The following is a 20,027-nucleotide window of genomic DNA, read 5'->3' on the forward strand; positions in this document are numbered from 1 at the left end:
TAAGTGCGCATTCCAGTGCTTGAAAGGCCGCCTCCAGTCTGCCAGAAGGGCCGCTTGGACCTGGAAGTTAGCGGGACGAAGCCATGAAGGCGTTTTTCGTGCAGATCAAATGCGAACTGGGCAAATCCTACGAGGTTGCCAGCGCGCTTGCCGACGCCGAGATCGCCTCGGAAATCTACTCCACCGCCGGCAATTATGATCTGCTCGCCAAATTCTATGTCGATGACGAGGAAGACGTCGGCCATTTCGTCAATGAGAAGGTGCAGATTCTTCCCGGCATCAAGGACACGTTCACCGTCGTCACCTTCCGCGCCTTCTAGCAGCGCGAGGCACTGCCCGGGCACGAGGCAAAGTCTGATCAAGCTCATATTTCAGCTGCCTCAATTTTAGGCAGCCGCGACATACTGATCATCAGGATCTCCCAAATCACCGATTGCGCTTGATTTTCTCCGGCGACGCCAGTGAAATGGCGTCACAGGGGAGTATGCGATTGGCAGCGTTCGATGAAATGCTTCCGGAGGTCTCCGGACTTAGAAGACCGTACTCGGCTTACGATCGCTGGCTGAAGGAGCAGGATCCAGCCAGACTTACCGAAAAGATGCAGGACGCCGAACGCGTCTTCCGCAAGACCGGCATCACGTTTGCCGTTTACGGCGAGCAGGAAGCTTCCGAACGGCTGATCCCGTTCGATATCGTTCCCCGCATCATTTCAGGCAATGAATGGCGGCGCCTGACGCAAGGCATCGAGCAGCGCGTACAGGCGCTGAACGCCTTCCTCGACGACATCTATCATCGCCAGGAAATCCTTCGCGCCGGCCGCGTCCCAAGAGACCTAATCGCCAGGAACGAGGCTTTCCTGCCGGAAATGATCGGCGTGCGGCCGCCGGCCGGCGTTTACACCCACATTATCGGCGTCGACATCGTCCGCATCAGCGAGGACGAGTTCTACGTGCTGGAAGACAATGCGCGCACACCGTCCGGTGTCTCTTACATGCTGGAGAACCGCGAAACGATGATGCAACTGTTTCCCGAGCTGTTCCAGAAGATCAAGGTGCGGCCGGTGGAGAACTATCCGCAGCTGTTGCGCCAGTCGCTGGCGGCGGTTCGGCCGCAAGGCGCCAAGGGCGCGCCGACCATCGCGGTGCTGACGCCCGGCAGTTTCAATTCCGCCTATTTCGAACACGCCTTCCTTGCCGACCAGATGGGTGTGCAGTTGGTGGAGGGGCAGGATTTGCGCGTCGTCGATGGCCATGTCGCGATGCGCACGACCGAAGGCTACAAGCAGATCGACGTTCTCTACCGGCGCGTGGATGATTCCTTCCTGGACCCGCTGACCTTCAGGCCGGATTCAGCCCTTGGCATACCCGGCATCATGGATGTCTACCGCGCTGGCAACATCACCATCGCCAATGCGCCGGGAACCGGCATCGCCGACGACAAGGCGATCTATTCCTACATGCCCGAGATCGTCGAATTCTACACCGGCCGTAAAGCGATCCTCGGCAATATCCCGACCTGGCGCTGTTCGGAACCGGACAGCCTGAAATATGTGCTCGAGCATATCCACGAGCTGGTGATCAAGGAGGTGCATGGCTCGGGTGGCTACGGCATGCTGGTCGGACCTGCGGCGACCAAGAAAGAGTGCCAGGATTTTGCCAAGAAGCTGCAGGCCAAGCCGTCCAATTACATCGCCCAGCCGACGCTCGCGCTCTCCACGTGTCCGATCCTGACTGAAAAGGGCTTGGCGCCGCGCCACGTCGACTTGCGGCCTTATGTGCTGGTTTCCGATCGCATTCAGATCGTACCCGGCGGGCTCACGCGCGTCGCACTCAAGGAAGGCTCACTGGTCGTCAATTCCTCGCAAGGCGGCGGGACCAAGGATACGTGGGTGCTGGATGATTGAGATGAGTGAATAGTCAGTAGTCAGTAGTGAAAAGGTAGGGAGAGGGACATGCCATATTCCATTGAGATTCAAGCGCTTACTATTCGCTGCTCACTATTCGCTACTCACTAGCCCGAAAGGCCCGACATGCTTCTCGGCCGCACCGCCAATGGGCTCTACTGGATGAACCGCTATATCGAGCGGGCCGAAAACATGGCGCGGCTGGTCGATGCCGGCCTGCGCATGGCGCTGACCCGTACTCAAAGTGCTTCGGAGGAATGGAACTCGGTGCTGCTGAGCGCCGGCTCCGACGCCGCCTTCAAGCAGAAATACCCGGACTATACGGCGGCCAACGTCTCCGACTTCCTCTTGCGCGACACGTCGAATCCATCGAGCACGATGTCGTCGATCGAGACGGCCCGCAACAATGCTCGCATGGTCCGCACCGCGCTGACGCGCGAGACCTGGGAAAGCATCAACGAAGCCTGGATGTCGCTGAAGCGGATGCTGGCGAGGCCGATCGACGAGCGTGACCTGCCAAGCGTCCTCGACGCGATCAAGCGCGAGACCGCGCTGATCCGTGGCTCGTTCTACGGTACCATGCTGCGCAACGAGATTTTCGATTTCTCGCAGCTCGGCACCTATGTCGAGCGCGCCGACAACACCGCGCGGATCCTCGACGTGAAATATTATGTGCTGCTGCCGTCGATCTCCTGGGTCGGCTCGACGCTCGACAACTATCAGTGGGAATCGATCCTGCGCTCGGTGTCGGCGCATCGCTCCTACCGCTGGGTCTATGACGCAGATTACAAGCCGACCAACATCGCGGACTACCTGATCCTCAACGTCCGCATGCCGCGCTCGCTGACCTTCTGCTATCGCTTCCTGGCAGAGCATCTGAAGTTTCTCTCCGACGACTATGGCGAGCGCCATGCGTGTCACGCAACGGCGGAAAAGACGCAGGCAATGCTGAAGGCAGGGTCGATCAAGGATATATTCGACGCCGGCCTGCATGAGTTCCTGGCCGGGTTCATCCGCGACAACACCAGGCTCGGTGACGAGATAGCGCAAGACTACAGGTTTTATTGAGGAAGCCATGCGGCTGAAAATCACGCACCGGACCGAATACCGCTACGATGCGCCGGTGCAGTATTTGCTCCAGAGGCTGCGGCTGCTTCCCATGAGCGGGCCGACCCAGACCGTGCTGTCCTGGGCGCTGAAAGTCGAAGGCGCCCGCGAGGAAGTGCGATTTACCGACCATTACGGCAACGATAACAGGTTGTTGAGCGTCGAAGGTGACCACGACTTCATCACAGTCGAAGCGTTGGGCGAGGTGGTGACGCGCGATACATCAGGCGTTTGCGGGCCGCATCAAGGCTTCGCGCCGCTCTGGTTGTTCGCGCAGGAGACCGCTTTGACCACCATAGGCGGCGGCATCCGTGATCTTACCGAGGCGGTCGGCAAGGGCAGCGACCTCGAACGGCTGCACCGGCTGATGGCCGCCATCGGCGAGCGCGTCGCCTACACGCCGGGAGCCACCAATGCAACAACTCCGGCCGAAGAGGCCTTGGCGCTGAAAACCGGCGTCTGCCAGGATCATAGCCACATCTTTGCCGCCGCCGCGCGCGCCATGGGATTTCCGGCCCGCTATGTCAGCGGCTATCTCATGATGGATGCAGCGGTGGAGCAGGCGGCCAGCCACGCCTGGGCCGAGGCTCATGTCGCGGGCCTCGGCTGGGTTGCCTTCGATCCGGCCAACGGTATTTCTCCCGACGAACGCTATGTGAAGGTGGCCACAGGCCGCGACTACCGTGACGCTTCGCCGGTGTCGGGAATTCGACTGGGACAGGCGGAAGAACTGCTTGCGGTCACCGTCACGGTAGAGCAGTAATCCCCCAGGATTGCTGCCTTAAGAGATTCCATGACCTATTGCGTCGGCCTCAAGATCGATCGCGGGCTCGTGTTCATGTCGGACACGCGCACCAATGCCGGCATGGATTCGATCTCGACCTTCAAGAAGATGCATGTCTGGGAACAGCCGGGAGAGCGCGTCATCGTCTTGATGTCGGCCGGTAACCTGGCGACGACGCAGGCCGTGGTCAGCCTGCTTGACGAACGCACCAAGGCGGTGACCGACCGCCACGAGAAGCTGCTCGAAACGCCATCCATGTACCAGACGGTGCGGCTGGTCGGTGAGACGGTGAAAGAGGTGATCGCGCAATCGTCGCCCGCCGGCGAGAAGGCCGATTCCTATTTCAATGCCTCCTTCATCCTCGGTGGGCAGATCAAGGGCAGCCCGCCGCGCCTGTTCATGATCTATCCCGAAGGCAATTTCATCGAATCGACCGACGACACGCCGTTCTTCCAGATCGGCGAAACCAAATATGGCAAGCCGATCATCATTCGCGCCTACGAAAAGACGATGAGCCTCGCCGAGACGGTGAAACTCCTTCTGGTGTCGTTCGATTCGACGCTGAAGTCGAATCTGTCGGTCGGCTTGCCGCTCGACCTGCTTTTCCTGGAACAGGACGCCTTTCAGGTCGGCCTTAAAAAGCGGATCGGCCAGGACGACCAGTATTACCGCACGATCTCCGATGGATGGTCGAATGCCCTGAAGACGGCGTTCGCCAGCCTGCCGGATTTTCCTGGCTAGCCTGTATCATCTCGCCGCTCGATGGCGGTTGCAAATATTTCACATGTTAATTAATATCTGATCTTGAAGAGCCGGCGGCAAACCACCGGCAGCGAAAGGTCATGTCGGGAGGACAAGATGAACAATGATGATTTCCGGCAATGGTCCCAACGCGCCGCCGATTGGGGCGCCGACTATCGCAACAATTTGCGCGAGCGGCCGGTGCGGCCGCGGGTCGAGCCAGGCGACATCTTCCGGAATATAGAGGCATCGCCGCCCGAAGACGCGGAACCGATGGACAGGATCTTCGCCGATTTCGAAGCCAAGATCGTGCCGGGGATGACACATTGGCAGCACCCGCGCTTCTTCGCCTATTTTCCGGCCAACGCGGCGCCGGTCTCGGTGGTGGCGGAATACCTGGTGTCGGCGATGGCCGCGCAATGCATGCTTTGGCAGACGTCACCGGCGGCGACCGAGCTTGAAACGCGGACCGTCGATTGGATGCGCCAGGCGCTCGGCCTGCCGGAAGGCTTTTCCGGCGTGATCCAGGATTCAGCCTCGTCGGCGACACTCAACGCCGTGCTGACCATGCGCGAACGGGCGCTCGACTGGCAAGGCAACAAGAAGGGCCTGGCCGGGCAGGGGCGGTTGCGCATCTATTCTTCCGACCAGGTGCACACATCGATCGACCGCGCGATCTGGGTGTCGGGCATCGGCGAGGACAATCTCGTGCGCATTCCGGTCGCCGGTCGTTTTCGCGCCATGGACACGGCAGCCCTCGAAGCCGCAATCGTCGCCGACAGACAAGCCGGCATGCTGCCGGCTGGCATTATCGCCTGTGTTGGCGGCACCAGCACCGGCGGCACGGACGATATTGCAGCGGTTGCGGAGATTGCCAGGCGGCACGGGCTCTACCTGCATGTCGATGCGGCCTGGGCCGGGTCGGCGATGATCTGCCCGGAATATCGGCATTTCTGGTCCGGCGTCGAAGGTGCGGACTCGATCGTCTTCAATCCGCATAAATGGCTGGGTGCGCAGTTCGATTGTTCGATCCAGTTCCTGCGCGATCCGTCGAGCCATGTCAGGACGCTGGCCATCAAGCCCGACTACCTCAAGACGCACGGCCATGATGGCATCATCAACTACTCAGAATGGTCGGTACCGCTCGGCCGGCGCTTCCGCGCGCTGAAGCTGTGGTTCCTGCTACGCGCGCATGGACTGGAAAACCTGCGAACCATGATCCGCAATCATGTCGCCTGGAGCGAAGGCCTTGTCACGCGTCTGGCAGGGGAGCCGGATTTCGAGATCGTCAGCGAGCCGATGCTGTCGCTGTTTTCGTTCCGGCACAGGGCAGCCTCAAGCGCCGATGCCGATGAGCACAATCTGCGGCTGGTCAATGCGATCAACGACGATGGCCGCATCTACCTGACGCAAACGAAAGTCGATGGGAGGGTGGCGATCCGCTTCCAGGTCGGCCAGTTCGATGCGACGGCAGAGGACGTCGACGCCGCTTTCGCCGCCATCACCGAAATTGCCCGTGCCACGGCCTGAAAAGACTGGATCGAGGTCGCGCCACGGTTCGTGCGTGCAATCACAGGATTTTCGTTAGCCGGCTTGCACCTTTTCATCGGTTTCGTTTTCGATTATAAGCAAGAAAAACGAAAACGGGAGATGCCTGATGTATCTGTCGCCGCGCCATGCCGAGATCATCCAGATGGCCAAGGACAATGGCCGTGTGCTGGTCGATGATCTGGCCACGCATTTCAACGTGACGCCGCAGACCATACGCAAGGACCTCAACGATTTGTGCGACCAGCGGCTGCTTTCGCGCATCCATGGCGGCGCCTTGTTCCCGTCCGGAATCGAGAACATGGAGTATGAAGCCAGGCGCAAGATCGCAGCGGACGAGAAGGAAGCGATTGGCCGCGCGGCGGCCCAACTGATCCCCGACAACGCCTCGCTGTTCATCAACATCGGGACCACTACGGAGGCAGTCAGCAAGGCGCTGCTCGATCACAACGGCTTGATGGTCATCACCAATAACATCAATGTTGCCAATAGGATGCGTATCTATCCGTCGATCGAGGTGGTGATTGCGGGCGGAGTGGTGCGCGGTTCCGACGGCGGCGTTGTCGGCGAGGCGGCAGTCGATTTCATAAGGCAGTTCAAGGTCGATTATGCCGTCATCGGCGCCTCCGCGATCGATCATGATGGAGCGCTGCTCGACTTCGATTTTCGCGAGGTCAAGGTGGCGCAAGCGATCATCGCCAATGCCAGGCACGTCATCCTGGTATCCGACCAGACCAAATTCGAGCGTACGGCGCCCGTGCGCATTGGCCACCTGTCGCAGGTCGACACCTTCATCACCGATCGATGCGATATCGCATCGGTGCGCAAGATCTGCCAGGAGACCGAGGTTCAGCTGATCGAGACGTCGCTTGGCTGAGGCATTTTGCGATCTTCTCACAGGCTTGTTATATTTCGTTTGACATTCGTTATGAGTTCGAAATAATCCCGCTACGGTTTCGTAAAAGACCAAAAGTGGTGCAATGCGAAATCGTGGAGGAATTAGGTGGACACATCTTCAGTCCGGGACATTTTCGTCATAGGCGGCGGCATCAATGGCTGCGGCATTGCCCGCGATGCCGTCGGACGCGGGTTTTCGGTCTTTCTAGCCGAGATGAACGATCTGGCCAGCGGAACCTCGTCCGGCTCGACCAAGCTGATCCATGGCGGGCTGCGCTATCTCGAATTCTACGAATTCCGCCTGGTGCGCGAGGCGCTCATGGAGCGCGAGGTTCTGTGGAAGAACGCGCCGCACATCATCTGGCCGATGCGCTTCGTGCTGCCCTATGCCAAGGGGCTGCGCCCGGCCTGGCTGATCCGGCTCGGCCTGTTCCTCTACGACCATATTGGTGGGCGCAAATTGCTGCCGGCGACCAGGACGCTCGACATGACGAGCGATCCGGCGGCCAAGCCTTTGAAGCCGCTGTTCAAAAAGGCCTTCGAATATTCGGATGGCTGGGTCAACGATGCGCGGCTGGTGGCGCTGAATGCACGTGACGCTGCTGACCGGGGCGCAACGATCCGGACTCGCACGAAAGTGGTTGGAGCCCGTCGCGAAGGCGGCATCTGGACGATAAAGATCGAAAACCTGCAAACCGGTGAGACCGAAGAGGTCAAGGCACGGTTGCTGGTCAATGCGGCGGGCCCCTGGGTCGACCACGTGCTTTCCGGCGTTGTCGGCCTCAACGACGTGCACAATGTCCGCCTCGTGCAGGGCAGCCACATCGTCATCGCGAAGAAGTTCGACGACCCGCGCGCCTATTTCTTCCAGAATAGGGATGGCCGCATCATCTTCGCCATTCCCTATGAGGACGAGTTCACGCTGATTGGCACCACCGACCAGGATTATCCGGGCGATCCGCATGATGTGAAGATCAGCGACACGGAGATCGATTATCTCTGTGCCGCGGCCAGCGAGTATTTCGCGATTCCCGTCAAGCGTTCGGACATCGTCTGGACCTACTCGGCCGTGCGTCCGCTCTATGATGACGGTGCCTCCAAGGCACAGGAAGCGACGCGTGACTACGTGCTGAAGGCCGATGGCGGCGATGGCGCCGCGCCGCTGGTCAATGCTTTCGGCGGCAAGATCACCACCTACCGCCGGCTGTCGGAATCGATGCTGGAGAAGATCGAAGGTTTTCTCGGCAAGCGCGGCAAGCCGTGGACATCAGACGCGCCGCTGCCTGGCGGCGATTTTCCGGCCACCGGTTTCGATGCGCAGGTGGCGAAGCTGAAAAGCGCCTATCCTTTCCTCGATCAGCGCTTGGCGCGCCGGCTGACCAGGCTTTACGGGACGCGTGCACAGGTCCTGCTCGGCTTGGCCAAGTCGATTGCCGATCTCGGTCGCAATTTCGGTGGCGATCTCCACGAGGCCGAGGTGCGCTATCTCGTCGAAAACGAATGGGCTGTCACGGCGGAAGATGTTTTGTGGCGGCGGACCAAGCGCGGCCTGCATCTTGGCCGTGAGCAGGCAGCGGCACTCGATGAATTCATGCGCGGCATAAGCCGGCGGCATGTCGCGGCCGCCGAATGAAGAGGGTTTTGGGCTGATGCGGAAACCCTGGGAGGAGGCGTCATGCTGGCGCCAAGAACGCGCCGGAAGCGATGGACTCGCTCTGGGCCGGGCAGGAAAAGGTCATGGGCCGCATCGAGAAGTCCGGTGTCCACGTCGACATCGGAACGAAGCTCGCTGAGGACGATGATCTTGCCTACTGGAACACCGACGCGACCAAAGGCCGGCGATCTCGCTCCGCAGCTGAAGATCGACAACGAGAAGGAAAAGCCGATCACCATCAACTACGACGAACTGGTGAAGAACTGGCAGAAGTAAGACGGTCTATGCGGGCGTTCGCGCCCGTGTGAAATTGGGGGAGGCGGCGCGTTGCCGTCTCCCTTCTTTGTGTCAAGGCGGAGGATGCGGGAATGAACGGTTTTGTGCTGGCCATCGACCAGGGAACGACATCGACCAGGGCGATCCTGTTCGACGGTCAGATGAAGGTCGTGGGTAGCGGTCAGAAGGAGTTCACCCAACACTATCCAGCCTCCGGCTGGGTCGAGCACGATCCGGAAGAGATCTGGGCAAGCGTCGTGACCACCGTGAAGGCCGCGTTGAAAAAAGCCGGCCGCGAGGCTTCCGACGTGGCGGCGATCGGCATCACCAACCAGCGCGAGACCGTTGTCATCTGGGACAAAGCGACGGGCAAGCCGATCCACAATGCCATTGTCTGGCAAGACAGGCGCACCGCGCCTCTGTGCCAGAAACTCAAGAAGCACGGGCTGGAGAAGAAATTCACGCGCAAGACCGGCCTGCTGCTCGATCCCTATTTTTCGGGCACCAAGATCGCCTGGATGCTGGACAAGGTGAAGGACGCGAGGAAACGCGCCGAGAAGGGCGAATTGTTCGCGGGTACCATCGACAGTTTTTTGATCTGGCGCCTGACCGGCGGCAAGGTGCACGCCACCGACGCCACCAACGCCTCGCGCACGCTGGTCTACAACATCGAGAAGAATGCCTGGGATGACGAACTGCTTTCCATCTTGCGCATCCCCGCCGCGATGCTGCCCGAAGTCAAAGATTGCGCTGATGACTATGGAATCACGGAGAAAAACCTGTTTGGCGCCGAGATAAGGATCCTTGGCGTTGCCGGCGACCAGCATGCCGCGACCATCGGCCAGGCCTGTTTCGAACCAGGTATGATGAAATCCACCTACGGCACCGGCTGTTTTGCGCTGCTCAATACCGGCAGCGATCTGGTGCGCTCCAAGAACCGCCTCTTGACGACCATCGCCTACCGGTTGAACGGCAAGACCACCTATGCGCTGGAAGGCTCGATCTTCATCGCTGGGGCTGCCGTGCAGTGGCTACGCGACGGCATCAAGGTGATCGGCAAGGCCGAGCAGAGCGGCAAGCTCGCGGCGGAAGCCGATCCGACGCAGAACGTCTATCTGGTGCCGGCCTTCGTCGGGCTTGGCGCGCCGCACTGGGACGCCGAGGCGCGGGGGGCTATCTTTGGGCTGACCCGAAATTCCGGTCCGGCCGAGTTCGCCCGAGCGGCTTTGGAATCAGTTGCTTACCAGACACGCGACCTGCTCGACGCCATGCACAAGGATTGGAAGGGCGCCAAGGCAAAGACGGTGCTCAGGGTCGATGGCGGCATGGTGGCTTCGGACTGGACCATGCAGCGCCTGGCCGACATACTCGACGCGCCGGTCGATAGGCCGACAATCCTGGAGACGACCTCGCTGGGGGCCGCCTGGCTCGCCGGTTCGAAGGCGGGCGTGTGGCCTACGGCAAGGGAGTTTGCCAAAAGCTGGGCATTGGAACGGCGCTTTCAGCCGGAGATGGACTCTTCCAGTCGTGCCGCCAAACTAGCAGGCTGGCGCGATGCCGTGCGCAGGACACTGAGCCCATAAGGAAGGCCCGCGCCGTTTCTGCCGCGGGCCTTCCACTCACGCTTTTAGGCCACTCATACTTACCCGTGGATCAGTAAGGCGAACGGCACTCCCGACGAGGACCATAGTTCGGCTGGAAGGTGTTGTCCGAAGCGCGGTAGCTCCGATAATGATCGTAGCACCACTGCACATGGGCACTGCCTTCATAGCGGTTGTTCTCGCTGTTGACGATCGCGCCGGTGATCAAGGCGCCAGTCGCGAAGGCGGCCAGCGGGAACCAGTAGTCGCCATGGCGGCGATAGCCGGGGCGATATTCACGATAACCGCGATGACCATTCCAATACATGTTACCGTTGCGGCTAAAGCTGCGATTGCGCGAGAAATTGCGGTCAAAGGAGCGGTTTCTCCTCCACTCCTGGTACTGCACTGTCTGCACATCCGGCGTTGTCGCCTGGGATAATGGCACGTAGGCCGGCTGGGCGTTGACCGGCACCGCCTCCGCCGCGACGAATGTTGCCGAGAGGGTGGCGGCAAGCAGGCCCGTTGTGATTCTATTCATTGGTATTCTCCTCAAGGGTTTTGTCGGACGTCCCTTTGGAAAAAAAACGATGGTGCGTCGGATTTGTTCCGCCGTGTCGGCGGCCGCTGCCGACTGAGGTCGAGACAGCCGGGCCGCTCGCCGGAAACTCGGGGAATAGGGGAAGGGGCAGTGATTTGCGGCAAAGAGCGGGTTTGGAGCCTATCTTTTCCGGTTGACCGGTCGCGGCACTCTCCCTATGTTCCGCGCAATTTCGAGGGCGGCCTTTTCGAGCCCGCGGGAGCGCGTAGCTCAGCCGGTAGAGCAACTGACTTTTAATCAGTAGGTCATGGGTTCGAATCCCATCGCGCTCACCATTGTCGAATGACATGCGAGCGCTCTTGATTTGCCATCTTTGCGACGCGTAACGACCGCTTAGACGCCTTGCGACAAATGCACGCCCAAAACGGCGGCTTTCTTGGCAATCAGTCCTTCCAGATCCGCGTCGGATCGCTTGGTGCCGGTCCGTTCGCGCAGCAACGAGATCACCGCGCGCATCGAAAGCTGGGCGGTGCCACCGCTCAGGATAGCATCCACCGCGCTGGCAACATCCGGGGTCTCCGTCGGTGCTCGCATCGTCGGTTCCTTTCTGTTCAGGTCGGCCTCGGTGCCGTCGGCCCGCATGCCACGGTCGAAGACGACGGCAAGGCCGTTCTTTACGGCCAGCGCGGCGACCATGTCGTCGAGGTCGCGATCGGAAAGTGCTGGCTCAGAAGGATCGGATTTCAGCGTTCTGCGGATCACTCGGCCAGCCTGGTCCGTCGACACAAAGCCAAAATGCCGTTTTCTGGCCTCGACATATTGTTCGATGATCATGCTCAGACGCCGGGCTGCGACATCCCTGGGTTCCTGCATCTGGGCCTCCTTCGGCTGCCCTAAGCGCACGGTCGGCAGCACCAACAGGAAATAGGGCGCCTGATCGAATCAAACAGGGGAAATGGATCGATCATTCGACGCATCTTCCAATGATGCAGGAACGATCCCGCGCCTGAAGCATTTTGGTTCCATGACCAGCTCATTGAGGGACGCCGGGACATGAAGATTGCCCATGTCGCACCACTTTACGAATCGGTGCCGCCAAGACTTTACGGGGGTACCGAACGCATCATCTCATACCTTACCGAAGCTCTCGTCGACCTCGGCCACGACGTGACATTGTTCGCCAGTGGCGACACGAAGACCTCCGCCAAACTGGTGGCGTGCCGCGAAAGGGCGCTTCGTCTCGATCCCCGTCCGCTGAAATCCGAGATCGCGGCGCATCTGTCGATGCTCGACGAAGTGAGGAAACGGGCCGACGACTTTGACGTCGTTCATTTCCATCTCAGCCATTTCCTGCATTTTCCGTTTTTCCGCGATATGCCGCAACGCACGGTGACGACCCCGCATGGCAGGCTGGATTACGCGGACCTCGCGCAGGCCTATGACCGGTTCCCGCGGTTTCCCATGATTTCCATATCCCGCAGCCAGCGGGCGCGGTTCGCATCCGCGAATTGGCTGGCGACAATCCATCATGGGCTGCCGCTCGGGCTTTATGAGCCCGATTTCGAGGCGGGCTTGGATGGCACCTATCTGGCGTTCCTTGGCAGGATGTCGCGCGACAAGCGGCCCGACCGGGCGATCGAGATTGCCCGCCGCACCGGCCTGAAACTGAAGCTCGCCGCCAAGGTCGGCGATGGCGATCGCGCCTATTTCGAGGAGGTCGTGCAGCCGCTGATCGATGGCGACCGGGTCGAGTATGTCGGCGAGATCGGCGAGGACCAGAAGAGCAGGTTCCTGGGCAATGCGGCTGCTTTGCTGTTTCCCATCGACTGGCCTGAACCCTTCGGGCTTGCGGTGGTCGAGGCCATGGCCTGCGGAACCCCGGTCATGGCCTGGAGTTGTGGCGCCATGCCCGAGATCATCGATCATGGGATCACCGGCTTTGTCGTCGAAACCATCGAAGATGCCGTCGCCTCGATGCCGGCTCTGCTGCAACTCGACAGGCGACGAATAAGAACCGTCTTCGAAAGGCGGTTTTCGGCCGACAGAATGGCCAGGGATTACGTCGAGGCTTATTCGCGGCTGGGCAACGGCATCGAGGAGAGCAGAGCCTCGTAAACCTTCACCCGTCCAGAAATCAGCACGGGACAGTCTTCTTGACCATTACCCAACTCGACGAGCGCAAGCTTGATCCTGCAATAGCACTGGCTTCCCTGGACGAAACCGCGCCCAGGGAACCGCATCGGCTTTACGCCCTCAAGCATGGCGATTGCTTTGCCGTCGCCGATGCCTATGGCGACATACGCGGCGCTGGCGACGGCTTCTTCCGTGACGACACGCGCGTGCTCTCCGAATTTCGCCTGACCGTTGGCGGGCGGTCGCTGTCGTTGCTTGGCGCATCGCTTAGTCAGGACAACGTCCTGTTCACCAGCAACCTGACCAATCTGCCGATCGAGAGCGCCGCGGGCCGCCAGATTCCGCAGGGTGCGATCCATATCGAGCGGGTCAGGCTTCTGTGGGAGGAAAGGCTATATGAACGTATCACCCTCTCCAACTATAGCCGTGAGCATTCGACGGTCCTGGTGTCGCTACGCTTTGGCGTCGATTTTCGCGACATGTTCGAAGTCCGGGGTTCGACCCGTTCCAAGCGCGGCACCGCGCACACGGCCGAGATCGACCAGGGTTCGGTCGTGCTCCGCTACGAAGGCCTGGACAAAGTGGTGCGGACATCGGCGATCTCGTTTTCACAGCCGCCCGATAAGCTGACCTCCGAGCGGGCGGATTTCTTCATTGCCGTCACCAAGCGCAGCCGCCAGACGCTTTACGTGGAGGTGGGGAGCAAGACAGACGCCCGCCCGCAAAGTGATCGGTTCCGGGCCGCCGCGGCGCGCGCCCGTTTCGGCATGCGCGCCAAGCGCCGGCATGGGGCGACGCTCCACAGTTCGGGCCGCGTCTTCAATGATTGGATGGAGCGGGCCCGAGCCGATGTGGCGTTGCTCACGACGGAATTGGCGACCGGCCCTTACCCCTATGCCGGCATTCCTTGGTTCTCCACCGCCTTCGGCCGGGACGGCGTGATTTCAGCTCTGCAGATGCTTTGGCTCAATCCCGGCCTGGCACGTGGCGTGCTTGCGTTTCTCGCCCAGCACCAGGCGACCGAGACCTCTCCCTTCAGCGATTCCGAGCCTGGCAAGATCATGCACGAGACCCGCAAGGGCGAGATGGCGGCGCTGAGTGAGTTGCCGTTCGGCCGCTATTATGGTGGCGTCGACACGACGCCGCTCTACATCCATCTCGCCTGCGCCTATGCGGACCGCACGGGGGACACGGCTTTCATCGATAGCCTGTGGCCATCGCTGTGCGCCGCCGCCGAGTGGATCGAGACAGCGAGCAGTTCGACAGGCTTCCTTACCTACCAGCGCGCCGCGGAATCCGGCCTTGCCAACCAGGGATGGAAGGACAGTTTCGATTCCGTCTTCCATGCCGATGGCCGCATTCCGAAAGGGCCGATCGCGCTGGTCGAGGTCCAGGGTTACGTCTTTGCGGCGTACCAGGGATTGGCGAAGCTTGCACGGCTGCGCGGCGAAGAGGAGCGGGCAGAGAATTGGGAAGTGCGCGCCGATGCCATTCGCCAACAAGTCGAAAACCATTTCTGGATTGAAGATCTTGGCTACTATGCGCTGGCGATCGATGGCGATGGCCAACCTTGCAAGGTGCGCACGTCCAACGCCGGTCACTTGCTGTATGTAGGCCTTCCCAATCCGGATCGCGCACGCATCGTCGCCGACCAGCTGCTATCGGCTTCGTTCCATTCCGGCTGGGGACTGAGAACCCTGGCGGACGACGCGATCTTCTTCAATCCGATGTCGTATCACAACGGGTCCATCTGGCCGCACGACACCGCGATCTGCGCCGCCGGACTGGCGCGCTACGGCATCCGCGACAGCGTGGTGCGGTTGATGAGCGGGACCTTCGAATCCGCGGTTCATTTCAACATGCGGCTGCCCGAACTGTTCTGTGGGTTCACCCGCGCGGCCGGCGAAGCGCCAATTGCCTATCCGGTGGCTTGCTTGCCGCAGGCGTGGTCCGCAGGCTCCGCCTTCATGCTCATGCAGGCCTGCCTCGGCCTTCGGATTGACGGTCGGACGAACGAAATTCACGTGACCCAGCCGCGCTTGCCGATCGGCATCGACAATCTCGTCATTCGTCATCTCTCGGTAGGACAGGTGGCGGTGGATCTGACGTTTCAACGCGTGGGAGATCGTGTCGGCGCCTTCCTTGCGGATGCGCATGAGGGACTGGTGCCTCTGGTGGTCAGGAGTTGAAAAATCGGAACCATCATGTGTGCGGAACGTTGGACCACCACGCCATGGATGCCGGAGTTTCTGTCGGTGGATTTTCCGCGTCCCATTGAAAGGTAGTCAATTCGAAATGCCCGACAACGGTTTGTCTCTAGTCGTTTCTCCGGCCGCAATGTGGCTCTTCATTCTCGCAATTGTCGGTATCTCATGCATCGCGCTTGCGGTGGTAATATCGCGGGGGCATCGGGCTAGAAGCGCGAAGCTCGCCAGGTCTGAAGCAGAGCCCATGCGCGGCCCCTTGCCGGAATTCGAGAAGAACGGGCAATCCGCGACCGCCGCGCTCGTCCAATGGTCGCCGGAAACATTGCGTCACATTTTGGCAAAAGAACTTCCGGATGCGCAGGTGATCGTGGTTTCAAATCGCGAACCCTACATCCACAACCGCAAGGGGGATGATATCCAGCTGGTCGTGCCCGCCAGCGGGCTGGTCTCCGCGCTGGAGCCGATTACGCGCGCCTGCGCCGGCACATGGATCGCCTATGGCGGCGGCTCGGCCGATGCGCTTGTCGTCGACGAAAATGACCGCGTCGAGGTGCCGCCTGAAAATCCTTCCTACACGTTGCGCCGTGTCTGGCTGAGCGAGGAAGAGCAGCAAGGCTATTACCTCGGCTTTGCCAATGAAGGGCTCTGGCCTCTGTGCCATATAGCCTTCACCCGGCCGATATTCCGCGCCTCCGACTGGGAGGCCTATGAGGCGGTCAACCGCAAATTCGCCGACACCGTCGTCAAGGAGGCCCGCAACGAGCGGCCCATCGTGCTGGTCCAGGACTATCATTTCGCGCTGTTGCCTCGGATGATTCGGGAGCGTCTGCCGGAAGCGATCATCATCACTTTCTGGCACATTCCGTGGCCGAATTCCGAAGTGTTCAGCATCTGCCCATGGCGTGAGCAGATACTCGAAGGATTGCTGGGTAGTTCGATCGTGGGCTTTCACACTCAGTTCCATTGCAACAACTTCATCGACAGCGTCGACCGCTTCCTGGAGAGCAGGATCGAGCGCGAGGATTCCGCCATCTCCTATGGCGGTCAGATCAGCTTGGTTCACGCCTATCCGATTTCAATCGAATGGGAGCCGCCGCGTCTGAGCAAACTGCCTGCCGTTGCAGAATGTCGCCGGCTTATTCGCGAGAAATTTGGCCTGGCCGAAAACGTCAGGCTGTGCGTCGGCGTCGAACGCCTCGACTATACCAAGGGCATCCTCGATCGCTTCAACGCACTCGATGAATTGCTGACCCTGCATCCGGAATGGATCGGCAAGGTGGCGTTCCTGCAGGTCGCCGCGCCCAGCCGCGGCACCCTGCCTGCCTATCAACAATTGTACGAGGAATGTTTGCGCCATGCCGAGGATCTCAACCAGCGCTATGGCCGTGAAGGCTATACCCCCGTGGTGCTGGTGACCGAACATCACTCGCAAGTGCAGGTCTACGAGATTTACCGGGCCGCCGACGTCTGCATGGTCACCAGCCTCCACGACGGCATGAACCTGGTTGCAAAGGAGTTTGTGGCGGCGCGCGAGGATGAGCAGGGCGTGCTGCTGCTCAGCATGTTTGCCGGCGCGTCGAAGGAGTTGCTGGAGGCGTTGATCGTCAATCCCTACGACGCGGCAATGATGGGCGATGCCCTGCTGCAGGCCTTGACCATGTCATCAGAGGAGCAACGTCAGCGCATGCGACGCCTGCGCGAGGTCGTGCGCGAAAACAATGTCTATCGATGGGCGGGCAGCATGCTGTTCGACGCGGCGCGCCTGCGCAAACGCGATGCGGTAGATCGTGCGGTCAGCGGTGCCCCCGGTTCTCCTGGCCTCGGTTCTCCCGGTAATGTGATATCGCTGCTCGACCGCAAGCGTGTGGCAGCGCTGTGATGTCGACATTGTCAAACTTGACCGAACCCGACGTCCCGCAGGATGCGTGGGCTTTGTTCCTGGATATTGACGGCACGCTTCTCGAACATGCCGCGCATCCCGATGCGGTGGTTGTCGGCGATGAGTTGCGTACGCTGTTGGCGGCGCTCGAATTGCAATTGGACGGAGCTCTCGCGTTCATCACGGGACGGTCGATCGCCGCGGTCGACCATCTCTTCCAGCCCCTGAGATTGCGCGCCGCCGGGCTTTACGGCCTTGAGCATAGGCTCACCCGCGATGGTCCGGTCGAGGCGGCGGGAGAGCCGGACGACATTGCGGCGCTTGCCGAGGAAATCGAAGCGGAACTGGACAGCGCGGACGTCTATATCGAGCGCAAGGGTCCGATCCTGGCAATCCACACACGCGCGGCACCGCAATTGCTGCAGCGCGCGACACAACTGGTCGAACAGGCGCTGGGCAGGTTGCCCACGGGATATCGGGTGCTGGCCGGCAATGCCGGCGTTGAATTGATGCCGCTTGAGGCAGCGAAGGGAGCCGCAATCAGGCGCTTTTTGGATCTGCCGGCTTTCGAGGGGAGGCGGCCGGTGTTTCTGGGCGACGACACATCCGATGAGAATGGTTTCGAGGCCGTCAATGAGATGGACGGCATTTCGATCCGCATCAAACCGCAAGGACCGACAGCGGCGCGCCATGCGCTTGCCGGCGTTGGCGAGGCTTTGGCTTGGTTGGGTGCGGTGAGCCAGCGCAATTTGGATGGATCGACCGGTCTGGTCCATCCCTTGAATCGAAGGAGTCGGTGATGACCCAATTCACCAGTCTCATCCTGGAGATCATGCCCTCCTGGCTACATCGGCGATCGCTGCCCAATGCGCACGAGAGCGAGCCGAGTTTCGATCCGTCGCGCCCGCGGAACGCGGATGAGGTCTGGCGCCAGGTTGTCGAAAAAGATCTCTTTGGCGCCAACACGCAGGATTACGCCGAGACCGGGAATAAAAAGACCAGCCGCCACTGAGGGTGGTCAGGCCTCCCCGAAAACCAGCGAGACATTGCCGCCGGCGTGACGCTCGAGGCGGCCGGCGAGGTCGAGTTCCAGCAGCACCATGAAGACCTGGGCCGGGTGCAGGCTGGTGTGGCGGATGATCTCATCGATCGGAACCGGTGTCGGGCCTAGCGCCTCAATCACCTTGGCGCGGTCGCTCTCGCCGGGTGGCGTCGTGGCTGAAAAATCGGGCGGGTCCTCAAACGGCGGCAGATCAGGTGCTCGCATGCCGGTCAGCGGGAGGATCGCCCTGGAAATGTCTGAAGCTTCGGTGACCAGCGTAGCGCCGTCCTTGAGCAGGCCGTTGGTACCGGCTGCGCGCGGATCAAGCGGCGAGCCTGGCACGGCGAAGACAAGTCGGCCCATCTCGCCGGCAAGCCTGGCGCTGATCAGCGAGCCTGAGCGCTGCGCTGCCTCGACCACGACCAGTCCGAGGCTAGCACCGGCGACAAGGCGGTTGCGGCGCGGGAAATCCTGGGCACGCGGCTGCCAGCCGAACGGCATTTCCGAGATGATGGCGCCACGCTCGGCAATCTCATCGCACAGGCCCGCGTTTTCGGGCGGGTAGGGCAGGTCGAGGCCTCCGGCAAGAACACCGACCGTCCCGGTCGAGAGGCTGCCCTGATGCGCCGCCGTGTCGATGCCGCGTGCCAGGCCGGAGATGATGCCGTAGCCGTCTTTTCCAAGATCGGCTGCCAGCATGCGCGCCATCTTGATGCCGGCAAGCGACGCGTTGCGGGCGCCGACAATCGCGACCCCTGGTAGCCGGAACACCGCGGCATTGCCCTTGACCGCCAGCAGCGGCGGCGGATTGTCCATGCTGCGCAACAGCGGCGGATAGTCTGCCTCGCCGATGCCGACAAAGCGTGCACCGATCCGCCGCGCGGCCTCCATCTCGGCCTCGGCTTCGGCAACGGAAGGAATGCGCACGAGCCGGTTGGCGCCACCGGAAATCATCAGTTCCGGCAGCATTTCCAACGCGACCTCGGCCGAACCGAAGCGGTTGATCAGGTCGCGAAAGGAGGCTGGACCGACATTCTGGGTGCGGATCAGCCGCAGCCAGCTCAGTCGCTGGCGATCGGTGAGACGCGGCCCGGCGGCCGGTTCGCTCACCCCTTGGCTCCGATCTTGCCCTCGGTGCCATCAATCAGACGCGAAATGTTGGCCCTATGCTTGATGAAAACGATGATGCTCATCACCACGAACAGCGCTGCAGTCCGCGGTGTGCTCATGAAATACAGGGCGATCGGGATGACGACGGCCGCCGCGAGCGCTGCCAGCGAGGAGAAGCGAAACAGAAAAGCCATCACCAGCCAGACGACGGCGAAGATCAGCGCCACCTGCCAGGCAAGGCCGACCAGCACACCGAGATAGGTCGAGACGCCCTTGCCCCCTTTGAACCCCAACCATAAGGGAAACAGGTGGCCCAGAAAGGCGCCAAGGCCAGCCCAGACGGCCGTTTCAGGCGCGAAATGCCCGGCTATCAGCACGGCGGCCGTGCCTTTCATCGCATCGAGCAGCAAGGTCGCGGCGGCAAGCCCCTTGTTGCCGGTGCGCAGCACATTGGTGGCCCCGATATTGCCGGAGCCGATCTTGCGCACATCACCAAGGCCGGCCGCACGGGTGAGCAGCAGGCCGAACGGAATTGAGCCCAGCAGATAACCGAACGCCAGCGCCAGGATCAGGCCATAAGTCATTGTTTCCCCCGCATTTTCTCTAGCCATGCTCAATGTCGCAT

General features: G+C 61.0%; 18 protein-coding genes, 1 tRNA gene and 1 pseudogene. 16 read left to right on the forward strand and 4 right to left on the reverse strand.

Going from position 1 to position 20,027, the window contains the following annotated elements; genetic code table 11:
- The first annotated feature begins 83 nt into the window (after nt 1-83).
- From C7I87_RS13960 to glpK, 10 genes and pseudogenes are all read left to right on the forward strand, one after another.
- A complete protein-coding gene (locus tag C7I87_RS13960; protein ID WP_010909609.1) occupies nt 84-320 on the forward strand; it encodes an Lrp/AsnC family transcriptional regulator in 237 nt (78 codons plus the stop codon).
- 170 nt (nt 321-490) lie between these two features.
- Nucleotides 491-1,903, forward strand: coding sequence for a circularly permuted type 2 ATP-grasp protein (locus C7I87_RS13965; RefSeq protein WP_188393839.1), 1,413 nt, complete (start codon nt 491-493; stop codon nt 1,901-1,903).
- A gap of 126 nt (nt 1,904-2,029) precedes the next feature.
- On the forward strand, nt 2,030-2,971 hold the full coding sequence (locus C7I87_RS13970) for an alpha-E domain-containing protein (RefSeq protein ID WP_149904766.1): 942 nt from the start codon (nt 2,030-2,032) through the stop codon (nt 2,969-2,971).
- 7 nt (nt 2,972-2,978) lie between these two features.
- Nucleotides 2,979-3,773, forward strand: a complete 795-nt coding sequence (locus tag C7I87_RS13975) for a transglutaminase family protein (protein ID WP_149904767.1) — start codon at nt 2,979-2,981, stop codon at nt 3,771-3,773.
- 30 nt (nt 3,774-3,803) lie between these two features.
- Nucleotides 3,804-4,535 carry a proteasome-type protease gene (locus tag C7I87_RS13980; RefSeq protein WP_149904768.1) on the forward strand — a complete coding sequence of 244 codons (732 nt, stop codon included), beginning with the start codon at nt 3,804-3,806 and terminating at the stop codon, nt 4,533-4,535.
- Between the two features lie 117 nt (nt 4,536-4,652).
- Nucleotides 4,653-6,065: a pyridoxal phosphate-dependent decarboxylase family protein gene (locus tag C7I87_RS13985; protein WP_149904769.1), complete on the forward strand. Its 1,413-nt coding sequence runs from the start codon at nt 4,653-4,655 to the stop codon at nt 6,063-6,065.
- A gap of 127 nt (nt 6,066-6,192) precedes the next feature.
- The gene (locus C7I87_RS13990; protein WP_149904770.1) at nt 6,193-6,960 is read left to right on the forward strand and encodes a DeoR/GlpR family DNA-binding transcription regulator; all 768 of its coding nucleotides are present in this window, start codon (nt 6,193-6,195) and stop codon (nt 6,958-6,960) included.
- A gap of 126 nt (nt 6,961-7,086) precedes the next feature.
- On the forward strand, nt 7,087-8,613 hold the full coding sequence (gene glpD / locus C7I87_RS13995) for a glycerol-3-phosphate dehydrogenase (protein ID WP_149904771.1): 1,527 nt from the start codon (nt 7,087-7,089) through the stop codon (nt 8,611-8,613).
- 44 nt (nt 8,614-8,657) lie between these two features.
- A pseudogene (locus tag C7I87_RS14000) lies at nt 8,658-8,910 on the forward strand (carbohydrate ABC transporter substrate-binding protein); the annotation flags it as partial.
- A gap of 92 nt (nt 8,911-9,002) precedes the next feature.
- A complete protein-coding gene (glpK, locus tag C7I87_RS14005) occupies nt 9,003-10,493 on the forward strand; it encodes a glycerol kinase GlpK (RefSeq protein WP_149904772.1) in 1,491 nt (496 codons plus the stop codon).
- Nucleotides 10,494-10,563: 70 nt separating this feature from the next.
- Here the strand turns inward: glpK and C7I87_RS14010 are convergent, their stop codons facing one another.
- Entirely contained in the window at nt 10,564-11,031 is a 468-nt protein-coding gene (locus C7I87_RS14010) for a BA14K family protein (protein WP_149904773.1), read from the reverse strand.
- 259 nt (nt 11,032-11,290) lie between these two features.
- Between C7I87_RS14010 and C7I87_RS14015 the strand changes: the two genes are divergently transcribed.
- A tRNA-Lys gene (locus tag C7I87_RS14015) sits at nt 11,291-11,366 on the forward strand.
- Nucleotides 11,367-11,424: 58 nt separating this feature from the next.
- Here C7I87_RS14015 and C7I87_RS35225 read toward each other — a convergent pair.
- Entirely contained in the window at nt 11,425-11,946 is a 522-nt protein-coding gene (locus tag C7I87_RS35225; RefSeq protein ID WP_246696280.1) for a hypothetical protein, read from the reverse strand.
- A gap of 138 nt (nt 11,947-12,084) precedes the next feature.
- Here C7I87_RS35225 and C7I87_RS14030 point away from each other — a divergent pair, with 138 nt between their 5' ends.
- The 5 genes from C7I87_RS14030 to C7I87_RS14050 all read left to right on the forward strand — a co-directional run bounded on the left by C7I87_RS14030 (nt 12,085) and on the right by C7I87_RS14050 (nt 18,262).
- Nucleotides 12,085-13,146 (forward strand): glycosyltransferase family 4 protein, encoded by a 1,062-nt coding sequence (locus tag C7I87_RS14030; protein WP_149904774.1) that lies wholly within the window; start codon nt 12,085-12,087, stop codon nt 13,144-13,146.
- A 44-nt stretch (nt 13,147-13,190) separates the two neighbouring features.
- Nucleotides 13,191-15,353, forward strand: a complete 2,163-nt coding sequence (locus C7I87_RS14035) for an amylo-alpha-1,6-glucosidase (protein ID WP_149904920.1) — start codon at nt 13,191-13,193, stop codon at nt 15,351-15,353.
- Between the two features lie 106 nt (nt 15,354-15,459).
- Nucleotides 15,460-17,250 carry an alpha,alpha-trehalose-phosphate synthase (UDP-forming) gene (locus C7I87_RS14040; protein WP_188393846.1) on the forward strand — a complete coding sequence of 597 codons (1,791 nt, stop codon included), beginning with the start codon at nt 15,460-15,462 and terminating at the stop codon, nt 17,248-17,250.
- Complete coding sequence (gene otsB, locus C7I87_RS14045) at nt 17,250-18,050, forward strand: trehalose-phosphatase (RefSeq protein WP_149904775.1); 801 nt, start codon at nt 17,250-17,252, stop codon at nt 18,048-18,050. Before C7I87_RS14040 ends, otsB begins: the two co-directional genes overlap by 1 nt.
- Nucleotides 18,050-18,262 (forward strand): hypothetical protein, encoded by a 213-nt coding sequence (locus C7I87_RS14050; protein ID WP_149904776.1) that lies wholly within the window; start codon nt 18,050-18,052, stop codon nt 18,260-18,262. Before otsB ends, C7I87_RS14050 begins: the two co-directional genes overlap by 1 nt.
- 6 nt (nt 18,263-18,268) lie before the next feature.
- On the opposite strand, the gene dprA is transcribed toward C7I87_RS14050, so the two are convergent.
- Nucleotides 18,269-19,402, reverse strand: coding sequence for a DNA-processing protein DprA (gene dprA / locus C7I87_RS14055; protein ID WP_149904777.1), 1,134 nt, complete (start codon nt 19,400-19,402; stop codon nt 18,269-18,271).
- On the reverse strand, nt 19,399-19,986 hold the full coding sequence (gene plsY, locus C7I87_RS14060) for a glycerol-3-phosphate 1-O-acyltransferase PlsY (protein WP_149904778.1): 588 nt from the start codon (nt 19,984-19,986) through the stop codon (nt 19,399-19,401). The genes dprA and plsY overlap by 4 nt, the downstream gene beginning before the upstream one ends.
- Between the last annotated feature and the right edge of the window lie 41 nt (nt 19,987-20,027).

This window comes from Mesorhizobium sp. SARCC-RB16n, assembly GCF_008520305.1.
GTDB lineage: Bacteria > Pseudomonadota > Alphaproteobacteria > Rhizobiales > Rhizobiaceae > Mesorhizobium.

Bases quoted from the DNA above. Each gene is read 5' to 3' on its own strand.
- C7I87_RS14010 (WP_149904773.1), bottom strand. From the start codon at position 11,031: ATGAATAGAATCACAACGGGCCTGCTTGCCGCCACCCTCTCGGCAACA.
- C7I87_RS13985 (WP_149904769.1), top strand. From the start codon at position 4,653: ATGAACAATGATGATTTCCGGCAATGGTCCCAACGCGCCGCCGATTGG.
- plsY (WP_149904778.1), bottom strand. From the start codon at position 19,986: ATGACTTATGGCCTGATCCTGGCGCTGGCGTTCGGTTATCTGCTGGGC.
- C7I87_RS14050 (WP_149904776.1), top strand. From the start codon at position 18,050: ATGACCCAATTCACCAGTCTCATCCTGGAGATCATGCCCTCCTGGCTA.
- C7I87_RS13975 (WP_149904767.1), top strand. From the start codon at position 2,979: ATGCGGCTGAAAATCACGCACCGGACCGAATACCGCTACGATGCGCCG.
- C7I87_RS13970 (WP_149904766.1), top strand. From the start codon at position 2,030: ATGCTTCTCGGCCGCACCGCCAATGGGCTCTACTGGATGAACCGCTAT.
- glpK (WP_149904772.1), top strand. From the start codon at position 9,003: ATGAACGGTTTTGTGCTGGCCATCGACCAGGGAACGACATCGACCAGG.
- C7I87_RS14040 (WP_188393846.1), top strand. From the start codon at position 15,460: ATGCCCGACAACGGTTTGTCTCTAGTCGTTTCTCCGGCCGCAATGTGG.
- C7I87_RS13960 (WP_010909609.1), top strand. From the start codon at position 84: ATGAAGGCGTTTTTCGTGCAGATCAAATGCGAACTGGGCAAATCCTAC.
- C7I87_RS13980 (WP_149904768.1), top strand. From the start codon at position 3,804: ATGACCTATTGCGTCGGCCTCAAGATCGATCGCGGGCTCGTGTTCATG.
- C7I87_RS14030 (WP_149904774.1), top strand. From the start codon at position 12,085: ATGAAGATTGCCCATGTCGCACCACTTTACGAATCGGTGCCGCCAAGA.
- C7I87_RS13990 (WP_149904770.1), top strand. From the start codon at position 6,193: ATGTATCTGTCGCCGCGCCATGCCGAGATCATCCAGATGGCCAAGGAC.
- otsB (WP_149904775.1), top strand. From the start codon at position 17,250: ATGTCGACATTGTCAAACTTGACCGAACCCGACGTCCCGCAGGATGCG.